At 41.8% G+C, this 11105-nt stretch carries 6 protein-coding genes and 3 pseudogenes; 3 read left to right on the top strand and 6 right to left on the bottom strand.

What is annotated here, in order from left to right:
- Positions 1 to 1997 (top strand): annotated as a pseudogene (locus tag EJF25_RS24105) (inorganic phosphate transporter); the annotation flags it as partial.
- 530 nt (positions 1998 to 2527) lie between these two features.
- Here EJF25_RS24105 and EJF25_RS24110 read toward each other — a convergent pair.
- Positions 2528 to 3814 (bottom strand): IS1380-like element ISBf12 family transposase, encoded by a 1287-nt coding sequence (locus EJF25_RS24110; protein ID WP_009040242.1) that lies wholly within the window; start codon positions 3812 to 3814, stop codon positions 2528 to 2530.
- Positions 3815 to 3972: 158 nt separating this feature from the next.
- Between EJF25_RS24110 and EJF25_RS24115 the strand changes: the two genes are divergently transcribed.
- Both EJF25_RS24115 and EJF25_RS24120 read left to right on the top strand, forming a co-directional pair.
- The gene (locus tag EJF25_RS24115) at positions 3973 to 7179 is read left to right on the top strand and encodes a SusC/RagA family TonB-linked outer membrane protein (protein WP_125043221.1); all 3207 of its coding nucleotides are present in this window, start codon (positions 3973 to 3975) and stop codon (positions 7177 to 7179) included.
- A 13-nt stretch (positions 7180 to 7192) separates the two neighbouring features.
- Positions 7193 to 8671, top strand: coding sequence for a SusD/RagB family nutrient-binding outer membrane lipoprotein (locus EJF25_RS24120; RefSeq protein ID WP_125043223.1), 1479 nt, complete (start codon positions 7193 to 7195; stop codon positions 8669 to 8671).
- A 155-nt stretch (positions 8672 to 8826) separates the two neighbouring features.
- On the opposite strand, the gene EJF25_RS24985 is transcribed toward EJF25_RS24120, so the two are convergent.
- The 5 genes and pseudogenes from EJF25_RS24985 to EJF25_RS24130 form a co-directional block, all read right to left on the bottom strand.
- The gene (locus tag EJF25_RS24985) at positions 8827 to 9036 is read right to left on the bottom strand and encodes a hypothetical protein (RefSeq protein WP_160119440.1); all 210 of its coding nucleotides are present in this window, start codon (positions 9034 to 9036) and stop codon (positions 8827 to 8829) included.
- Positions 9037 to 9071: 35 nt separating this feature from the next.
- Positions 9072 to 9413 (bottom strand): annotated as a pseudogene (locus tag EJF25_RS26265) (SusD/RagB family nutrient-binding outer membrane lipoprotein); the annotation flags it as partial.
- Positions 9350 to 10156, bottom strand: a complete 807-nt coding sequence (locus EJF25_RS24125) for a SusD/RagB family nutrient-binding outer membrane lipoprotein (protein ID WP_262707236.1) — start codon at positions 10154 to 10156, stop codon at positions 9350 to 9352. The gene EJF25_RS24125 and the pseudogene EJF25_RS26265, both read right to left, overlap by 64 nt.
- A 53-nt stretch (positions 10157 to 10209) precedes the next feature.
- Positions 10210 to 10461 carry a hypothetical protein gene (locus EJF25_RS26035; protein ID WP_235016914.1) on the bottom strand — a complete coding sequence of 84 codons (252 nt, stop codon included), beginning with the start codon at positions 10459 to 10461 and terminating at the stop codon, positions 10210 to 10212.
- 101 nt (positions 10462 to 10562) lie between these two features.
- Positions 10563 to 11105, bottom strand: a pseudogene (locus tag EJF25_RS24130) (hypothetical protein); the annotation flags it as partial.

The following is an 11105-nucleotide window of genomic DNA, read 5'->3' on the forward strand; positions in this document are numbered from 1 at the left end:
ATCCTGCTTGCCGTCATGCTTACCGATGTCGTGTTGCTGGATGTATTCAACTCCATGGGAATGCCCACTTCCACTACAGTATCATTGGTATTCGAACTACTAGGAGGTACCTTCGCCCTTTCACTGATCAAAGTAAATACTGACAGCGCCCTCAGTCTGGGCCAACTTATCAATACAGACAAAGCGCTCTCTGTCATCATGGCCATCTTCGTATCCGTTGCAATTGCTTTCTTTTTCGGTATGGTTGTACAATGGATTGCCCGTGTCGTTTTCACCTTCAACTATACAAAGAACATCAAATACAGTATTGGAGTATTTGGAGGCATTGCCGCTACTTCCATTATTTACTTCATGGCTTATCAAAGGTTTGAAGGATAGTTCATTCATGACAGCCGAAAACAAACAGTGGATACAAGACAATACCCTGATGTTAATCTTCTTATTATTTGTATTTTTCACTATCCTGATGCAAATACTCCACTGGCTAAAAGTAAATGTGTTCAAAATAGTAGTGTTAATGGGAACTTCGCCCTTGCACTCGCTTTCGCAGGCAATGACTTAGTAAACTTTATCGGTGTGCCTTTGGCAGGATACTCCTCATTTCTTGATTTTACAACGAACGGAAACGGTGTTGCTCCCGACAGCTTCCTGATGACATCTTTGCTTGGTCCGCAAAAACACCCTGGTATTTCCTGATTGGTGCCGGAGCCATTATGGTATATGCTCTATGCACTTCAAAGAAAGCACACGCTGTTATCAAAACCTCTGTCGATCTCTCTCGTCAGGATGAAGGAGAAGAGAACTTCGGAAGTACACCAATCGCCCGTACCATGGTCCGTATAAGTATGACCCTTGCTAACACAATATCACGCATCACACCAGAAGGTACTAAGAAGTGGCTCGATGCTCGTTTCCGTAAAGATGAAGCTATCATTGCCGACGGAGCAGCTTTCGACCTGGTTCGTGCCTCCGTAAATTTAGTACTCGCTGGTTTACTCATTGCTTTGGGAACCTCCTTAAAGTTGCCACTCTCTACTACTTACGTGACTTTCATGGTTGCCATGGGTACTTCACTCGCTGATCGCGCTTGGGGACGTGACTCAGCCGTTTACCGTATTACCGGTGTATTAAGCGTTATCGGTGGATGGTTCATCACAGCCGGAGCAGCTTTTACCATCTGTTTCTTTGTAACTATGATATTGCATTATGGAGGAAACATATCTATCATTGTCCTGATCGGTATTGCTGTATTTATCTTAATACGTAGCCAAATAATGTATAAGAAACGTAAAGCAAAAGAACAAGGTAATGAGACGTTAAAACAACTGATGCAAACTACCGACAACGAAGAAGCTTTACAATTAATGCGCCAACATACTCGTGAGGAACTTGCTAAGGTATTGGAATATGCAGAAACTAACTTCGAATTAACTGTAAATTCATTTATCCACGAAAATCTGAGAGGGCTACGCCGGTCGATGGGAGCTACTAAATTCGAAAAACAACTCATCAAACAAATGAAACGTACGGGAACAGTTGCCATGTGTCGCCTTGACAACGCGACCGTTCTTGAAAAAGGACTTTATTATTATCAAGGAAATGACTTTGCCAGCGAACTGGTTTACAGTATCGCCCGTCTCAGTGAACCTTGTTTGGAACATATCGATAATAATTTTAACCCGCTGGATGCTATTCAGAAAGGTGAATTCAGCGACGTAGCAGAAGATATCACCTATTTGATTCAACAATGCCGCAAGAGATTGGAAAACAATGACTACAACAGTATGGAAGAAGAAATTCGCCGTGCCAACGACCTAAATGGACAACTTTCTCATCTGAAACGTCAGGAGTTACAACGTATCCAAAGTCAGACCGGTAGTATCCGTGTAAGCATGGTTTATCTCACTATGGTTCAGGAAGCACAAAACGTGGTAACTTACACTATCAACCTAATGAAGGTAAGCCGCAAATTCCAGATGGAGACGGAGATGCCATAAGAAAAAGATACAGAACAAACAGCAAGAGGCTGTACCGAAAGTAATAGAACTATCAAATGATAGTAAATAATTGCTTTCAGTACAGCCTCTCTTTTTATACCTTCCTTGATAAAGAGATGTGGACAAGCCAGCCAATAATACTTTTTTAAACTATTATTTTTTATTTATTAAATTGCATAAATATTAAACCTGCATTCAAAATGGCATAAAAATGACCACTCTCACTCAAATTTATTCATTGTAAGCAAACAATTCTAATCTAAAAGATGTTGTCTCAGCATAAAGGTCAGCACAGAGTTTAGTTATCAATGAGGATTAATGCTCAGTTAGAAAGCAAACAACAGTTTTTATAAGTTAAACCTCAAATCCGCAACTAAGCCCTTGAACGTCCTTATTGCGTTTACACGTCCTCTCATTACTGAATTTGCAGATAATTTGAACTTGAAGCACCCACTTCTGCCTACAATATCCCCTTACCCCACAATGTGACTTGAGGCAATACACAATATCATTCCCATAAGTTGTAGGCATTATCCAAAATCAGTCTGGAAAACATCTGCGTAAGCATTATTACAGGTATAGATGTTCAGCACATACCGCCTTGATGTCCTGATCCACTTGGCTGGTACAGAGATAAACCTGAAGACAAACGCTTTTATGCGACTTGTTGCATTGAGCCCGAACTTCTTTACGTCAAGTCTTTGAATAATGGCCTTGTAAAAGTTACGGATAAGTGCTGTAAGAAGAAGGAACACTGTGTTCTCTGCCATGAAGGATTTGGGCAATCTGTCCCACCCGAAACCATTGTTCATATCATCGAAGATACGTTCCTTTCCTCCACGAAGGTTATAGAACTCGACAATTTCTCTTACGGAAGAATCATAGTCGTTAGTCAGGATACAACGGTATGTGTATTCTCCTTCCCAAAAATCCTGCACACCATCCATCCGTTTCTGTCTTTGAATCACAAGTCGATATGCCTTACCTTTCCACTTCTCAACAAGGATAGAGTTCAATTCAAACTCAATGCCATTGATTTCCTCAGTTTTCCAGCCTTTGAGAGCAAAGGTGTCATTGTAGATCGAACTGCAGCGGTTAGCACGGATATAGAAGGACTTGCAGTGTTTTTCTATTTCCTCCACGATTTCCTCGGAACATGATCCACAATCAGCTCTGAAGCGATTGATAGTGAGCCCATTCTGTTCAAATCTCGCAAAGAACCTCTTCAGCGTGTCCTTCTGATGGAAACGAACATTTGTGTTACCATCGCTATTCTCTATACCGACTATCAAATCGCCAATAACCGCCACGCCAGGGCGATAACCAAGGAACTTCTTGTATGTAGGCTTTGCATCATACTTCTCTGTCTCTATGAACTGATGGTCGAAATCAACATCATACATCTCACCCTCTTTCAGTTGGCCAGATGCAAATATACAATTGAGCAATAAAGTATTGAGAGTGTCAGCCGTATTGAAATCGTAGGTCTTGCCCATATCTGATGTGTATGAAATGTTTTCTTGCGTCAACTCCTTTATCGCCCTGAGGATAGTATCAGAGCTACAAGTGCGAAGTGTCGGATGAAGCGAGAGGTGGTTCATCAAATGAGTAGTGACATCCTCAATACATGAACCGCTACAGAAGTAGATACTCATGAGAGAACGGATGATTTCGCTGTACTGATAACCGAACGATCTACACCTTAGACCGAGGGTTGAGTCGATTACAGATGATAATGTGGAGTCAAATTGCTCCATGATTGAAAATAATCCCCCAAAAGGAGTGAGTCTCTCAGATTTAATTTGTATCTTCGCCATGTCTATCGTCGGATTCTCTTGTTTTTTTTGCAACACTAAGATAAGTGAAAATTCTGACATGGCAAAATCCTGAGCAACTTTTTGTTGCTCAGGTACTTAAAAAGTTTAATTTATAATAGTGTTGCGGAATTAAGGTTAAATTAAAGAGAGAGAGTTTTATGAAAGAGAAATTATTATTAACGTTGGCCTGCCTTTTTGTAAGTGTAGGTATAATGATGGCGCAAACGTCGAAAGTAACAGGAATTGTTACTTCTGCGGAAGACGGATTACCCGTCGTAGGTGCATCAATATTGGTAGCTGGAACTACACAAGGAACAATCACCGATATTGACGGCAAGTTTACTATCTCGGGAGTTCCCGCCACAGCCAAGACCCTTCATGTGTCTTACGTGGGTATGGCCCCACAAGATGTTGCCATCAAAGATGGAGTATTGAAAATCGTACTTAAATCGGATGCAAAGGCATTGGACGAAGTGGTAGTAACCGCCATGGGTATCAAGAGAAGTGAAAAGATTTTGGGATATGCTTCTTCTACTGTGAAGAACGATGACTTGATCGCAGCCAAATCCGGTTCGGTAATGGCAGGGCTTTCAGGAAAAGTAGCCGGACTTAATATTTCTAATTCCGGTACGGCTGGTAGTTCACAGAAAGTAATCGTTCGTGGTTACTCTTCTTTCGCCAACAATCAGCCATTGTATGTGATCGACGGAGTTCCAATGTCCAACAACACCAGCCTGTCTAATGACAAAGGTAACGGAGTGATCGAGGCAAATGACGCTGTAGACTTTGGTAACGGTGCAAATGATATTAACCCGGATGATGTAGAATCAGTAACCGTACTGAAAGGTGCCTCGGCAACTGCACTTTATGGTTCACGTGCTGCCAATGGAGTTATCATGATTACAACTAAACGTGCCAAACAAGAGAAGCTGACCGTTTCGTATGATGGATCGTTCATGGCATCCAACGTATTGCGTGTTCCGCAAGATCAGGACAAGTTCGGACAAGGCTGGGGTACTTGGGACAGAAGTGAAAACGGTTCATGGGGACCTGCACTCGATGGAAGAATGAATGAATGGGGTTCGTACAACCTCGATCCTCAAATGAAAAAGCATTATTCATTCGTAAAAGACAACTTACGTAACTTCTACACTACAGGATTCGAAATGAACAATAATATAAGCATTCGGACCGGTACTGAAAAAGTAGGTTTATTCCTTTCTTATGGGAACACCTCCTCCAATGGTATCCTGCCGAATAATGCCGATAAATATGAACGTAACACGTTCTCCCTTCGTGGTAACATGAAGTTCGATAAGTTCAGTGCAGACGTTAATGTCAGCTATATCCGTAAGGATATGACTAAAGCTGCCGCAGGACAAGGGAAAGCCGGTGCTACCATGCAACAGGAATTAATTCAGCATCCGGTAGACATTGACTACTCGGTCATGAAAGATTTTAATGACATTCGTTATGACGGTAATAACTATTACACTTGGTATGCACAAAATCCTTATTGGGTACTTGCTAACAACAAGAATAACTATCAGGATGACCGTATTTATGGTAAACTAGAACTTGCTTATGAAGTTATGCCTGGTCTTAAAGCGGTAGGTCGTCTCGGTGGCGATTTTACCAACTCCCGCCAGAAACTGCGTACAGCCAAACTGACTTATGCGGAAAACTCTTACAGTGCAGATGGAGGCAAATCGGATGAAAGAGGTACGTATACAGAACGTTCAGACAACTACGACCAACTAGACGCTACCCTCTTCATGAATGCCAACTACAACATCGGTGAGGATATCACTTTAGGAGGCACTCTTGGTTGGAACCTCAACCAGCGAAAATCTTCTTATCTGAAATCTTATCTTGATGGTTTGTTCATGGCTGGTTGGTACAACCTTGAAAATGGTATCGATAAACCACTCAGCACTAACTATCGTGAGTTACGCAGAACAATCGGAGCATTTGGTCAGGTGGAATTCGGATACAAGAACTTCTGGTTTGTCAATCTTTCAGGACGTAACGACTGGTCGTCTACATTGCCGATTCATGCAAACAGCTTTTTCTACGGTGGTATCAACACTTCAGTAATTCTGACGGATATGATTCCTTCTCTGAAAAATAAGATTGTGAACTACCTGAAAATACGTGCAGCCTGGGGACAAACCGGTAATGACGCCGATGTCTACCGGACAATGCCTTATTTCGTACCGACTCAGATATCAACCGGTTTCGGATATATCTATACTCCACTGAATGGTGCATTGGGCCTAACAGAATATAACCGTCAGGCAAACAACCATCTGAAACCGGAAAAGACTTCCGAGTGGGAATTGGGAATAACAACTAATTTTATTGACAACCGAATCAACATCGACTTTGCTTACTACAATAAGCTGACCAAAGACCAAATCATAGCAGCAAACGTCGCTCCGGAAACTCGTTACACTACGGCAACCCGTAATGTGGGGAAGATTTCCAATAAAGGTATCGAGTTGTCAGTAAATATGACCCCGATTCGTAATAAAGATATCCAATGGGATCTCGGTGTCACATTCAGTAAAAACTGGAGTAAAGTGAAAGAACTCTGGAACGAAGGTGATACTCCTGTAACGGAATATGTACTGCAAACAGCGTATAGTGCCAACTTCGTGGCCAAAGTGGGTGAACCTCTCGGTATATTCCAGGTTCCGGCTATTGCTACTGTGCAGGACAAAAATAGTCCTTACTACGGAAAAGTGATTGTAGATGCAAACGGTATCCCGACAACGAGTAACAATGAAATGAAGACTATCGGTTCTTCCGCTCCTGATTTCAACATGGGATTCAATACACGTATCACATACAAAGGTTTCACTCTTTCGGCAGTAGCCGATTGGCGCAAAGGAGGATATATGTATTCTTACACAGCACAGTTGATGCACTTTGTCGGTAACACCACACGCTCAGTGTTCAACAATCGTGAACCGTTTGTTGTTCCAAACTCTGTAATGGCCTTACCAGATGGCGGATATGTCGAAAACAATAATCCGGTAACCAGCGACAACATGAGTAACTTTTACAGTGACGCTTATTCCAGAAGCCAGTTCGAAAATTTCGTTATCCCGAAAGGTTATGTGAAACTGAGAGAATTAGTACTGTCATACTCATTCCCAAAAGCATTGATTTCTAAACTGGGTATTCAACAACTTGACTTGAGTTTCATCGGACGTAATCTCTTTATGTGGACTCCAAAAGCTAACAACTATGTGGATCCGGAAATCACCAACTTCGGTAACGATATCCTGTCGGAAATCGGTGAATTCGCTTCACTTCCTTCTACACGTAACATCGGTGGAGGTATCAAAATTGTATTCTAAAAAACGACTGAATATGAAAAGATTAAAAAAAATATATATAGGTGTACTTAGCACCCTATTGTCCGGAACATTCGTTTCATGCGAAAACTATCTGAACATCAATGAGAACCCGAACTATCCGGGAGAGTCACAAGTGACTGTATCAGCCCTACTGCCATCTGCTTTCACAGGTTCGGCAGGAGTCATGGGATATCTATATCAACTCTACGGCTCTATGTGGTCACAACAGTACACTCAGAATCCGTCATCAAGCCAGTATATCACGCTTGTCAATTATGCGATGACCTCTTCCAGCGACTTGCGTTTATGGAGAATCCCATATGCCGACGTGCTGCCCGACCTTGATCTTGTAATCCAGAAGTCAGAAGCCGAAGGTGCTTGGAATTACTGGGTAGTAGGTAAAGTAATGACTGCCTTCACCTATCACGTACTGACTGACGCTTATGGAGATATTCCTTTCACCGAAGCATTGAAAGGTAAGAACTGCAAATATGACGATAGCAAAACCATAGTTTATCCGGGTATCATCCAAATGTTGAATGACGCCATCGATAAAGCTGACGATGCATCTGCAAAAGGATTGCTCGCTATGAGTGTGGAAGATTATGTTTATGATGGTGATATGACGAAATGGATTCGATTTGCCAAGACGTTAAAGCTGAAATTGCTCATGAGAGACTTCGAAGCAAACAAAACTGAAATTCAAACAATGCTTGCTGCGGGTGACTTCTTGAAAGATGATGCAACGGTTCATTGTTTTGAAGATGTAGTAAACAAATCGAATCCGTTCTATGAAAATGACCGTCGCCAGTTAAATACAACGAACAATGTACGTGCCTGCACTACTCTCTACCAATATTTGAATGAGAATGACGATCCACGCATCGAGGACTTTTATGAGCCAACAGCCGGTTCTGACTACTCTGCTTACAAAGCTATTCCTTACGGAAGTAGAGATTCTAAGCTTTACTCCATTAGAGGAACCTCCCGGGCGGTCATCGGTGCACTCGACCCTGTTTACTATATGTCGGCTGCTGAAGCAGAATACCTGCTATCCGAATGTTACGCACGACTTGGTGATAAAGGCAATGCCAAAACCCATTACGAGAATGCTGTTAATTTATCATTCGAAAGATGGAATCACGATGCAACGGATTTCATTGCTGACGGAGGTAAATATGCTTTCGACGACACAAGTGAAAATGCAATGTTGAAATGTATCCTTACTCAAAAATGGGTAGCCAGTACTCGTTGCCAGGCATGGGACACTTGGTTTGACATCAATCGTACAAGAATTCCGGCTTTAGGAAATGTAGAAGCGACCAACGATAATTATGTAACAGGTGAGTTGGCTTACAACCCAAACAGTTCATTGGCAAAAGGTGCCTTCCCAAGTCGTTTTATCTACTCCAAAGAGTCATTGGATTACAACACAAGTGCACCGACTGTCATACCGGGAATTACGGAATCGCTTTGGTGGCACAAGAAATAAAAGTTGAGTTTATAATATAAAGAAAAGATATATCTATGAAACCTATTAAATATTTATTTTTCCTGATATTCGCTATGGTTGGATTAACCTCATGCGATACGTATGGAGACTATGAACAGGAGTTCTCACCTGTTTTATCCGCTGAGCGGACAGTATTATGTGAAAGTGATTGATGAAGCCGGAAAAGAAATTGTAATAGTGTGCATTACAATTTTTTTTCCGGCTTCATCAATCACTTTCACATAATACTGTCCGCTCAGCGGATAAACAGGTGAGAACTCCTGTTCATAGTCTCCATACGTATCGCATGAGGTTAATCCAACCATAGCGAATATCAGGAAAAATAAATATTTAATAGGTTTCATAGATATATCTTTTCTTTATATTATAAACTCAACTTTTATTTCTTGTGCCACCAAAGCGATTCCGTAATTCCCGGTATGACAGTCGGTGCACTTGTGTTGTAATCCAATGACTCTTTGGAGTAGATAAAACGACTTGGGAAGGCACCTTTTGCCAATGAACTGTTTGGGTTGTAAGCCAACTCACCTGTTACATAATTATCGTTGGTCGCTTCTACATTTCCTAAAGCCGGAATTCTTGTACGATTGATGTCAAACCAAGTGTCCCATGCCTGGCAACGAGTACTGGCTACCCATTTTTGAGTAAGGATACATTTCAACATTGCATTTTCACTTGTGTCGTCGAAAGCATATTTACCTCCGTCAGCAATGAAATCCGTTGCATCGTGATTCCATCTTTCGAATGATAAATTAACAGCATTCTCGTAATGGTTTTGGCATTGCCTTTATCACCAAGTCGTGCGTAACATTCGGATAGCAGGTATTCTGCTTCAGCAGCCGACATATAGTAAACAGGGTCGAGTGCACCGATGACCGCCCGGGAGGTTCCTCTAATGGAGTAAAGCTTAGAATCTCTACTTCCGTAAGGAATAGCTTTGTAAGCAGAGTAGTCAGAACCGGCTGTTGGCTCATAAAAGTCCTCGATGCGTGGATCGTCATTCTCATTCAAATATTGGTAGAGAGTAGTGCAGGCACGTACATTGTTCGTTGTATTTAACTGGCGACGGTCATTTTCATAGAACGGATTCGATTTGTTTACTACATCTTCAAAACAATGAACCGTTGCATCATCTTTCAAGAAGTCACCCGCAGCAAGCATTGTTTGAATTTCAGTTTTGTTTGCTTCGAAGTCTCTCATGAGCAATTTCAGCTTTAACGTCTTGGCAAATCGAATCCATTTCGTCATATCACCATCATAAACATAATCTTCCACACTCATAGCGAGCAATCCTTTTGCAGATGCATCGTCAGCTTTATCGATGGCGTCATTCAACATTTGGATGATACCCGGATAAACTATGGTTTTGCTATCGTCATATTTGCAGTTCTTACCTTTCAATGCTTCGGTGAAAGGAATATCTCCATAAGCGTCAGTCAGTACGTGATAGGTGAAGGCAGTCATTACTTTACCTACTACCCAGTAATTCCAAGCACCTTCGGCTTCTGACTTCTGGATTACAGATCAAGGTCGGGCAGCACGTCGGCATATGGGATTCTCCATAAACGCAAGTCGCTGGAAGAGGTCATCGCATAATTGACAAGCGTGATATACTGGCTTGATGACGGATTCTGAGTGTACTGTTGTGACCACATAGAGCCGTAGAGTTGATATAGATATCCCATGACTCCTGCCGAACCTGTGAAAGCAGATGGCAGTAGGGCTGATACAGTCACTTGTGACTCTCCCCGGATAGTTCGGGTTCTCATTGATGTTCAGATAGTTTTCGCATGAAACGAATGTTCCGGACAATAGGGTGCTAAGTACACCTATATATATTTTTTTTAATCTTTTCATATTCAGTCGTTTTTTAGAATACAATTTTGATACCTCCACCGATGTTACGTGTAGAAGGAAGTGAAGCGAATTCACCGATTTCCGACAGGATATCGTTACCGAAGTTGGTGATTTCCGGATCCACATAGTTGTTAGCTTTTGGAGTCCACATAAAGAGATTACGTCCGATGAAACTCAAGTCAAGTTGTTGAATACCCAGTTTAGAAATCAATGCTTTTGGGAATGAGTATGACAGTACTAATTCTCTCAGTTTCACATAACCTTTCGGGATAACGAAATTTTCGAACTGGCTTCTGGAATAAGCGTCACTGTAAAAGTTACTCATGTTGTCGCTGGTTACCGGATTATTGTTTTCGACATATCCGCCATCTGGTAAGGCCATTACAGAGTTTGGAACAACAAACGGTTCACGATTGTTGAACACTGAGCGTGTGGTGTTACCGACAAAGTGCATCACTGTGCTGTGTAAGAATACATATATCCTCCTTTGCGCCAATCGGCTACTGCCGAAGAGTGAAACCTTTGTAATGTGATACGTGTATTGAATCCCATGTTG

It is taken from the genome of Bacteroides faecalis (assembly GCF_003865075.1).
GTDB lineage: Bacteria > Bacteroidota > Bacteroidia > Bacteroidales > Bacteroidaceae > Bacteroides > Bacteroides faecalis.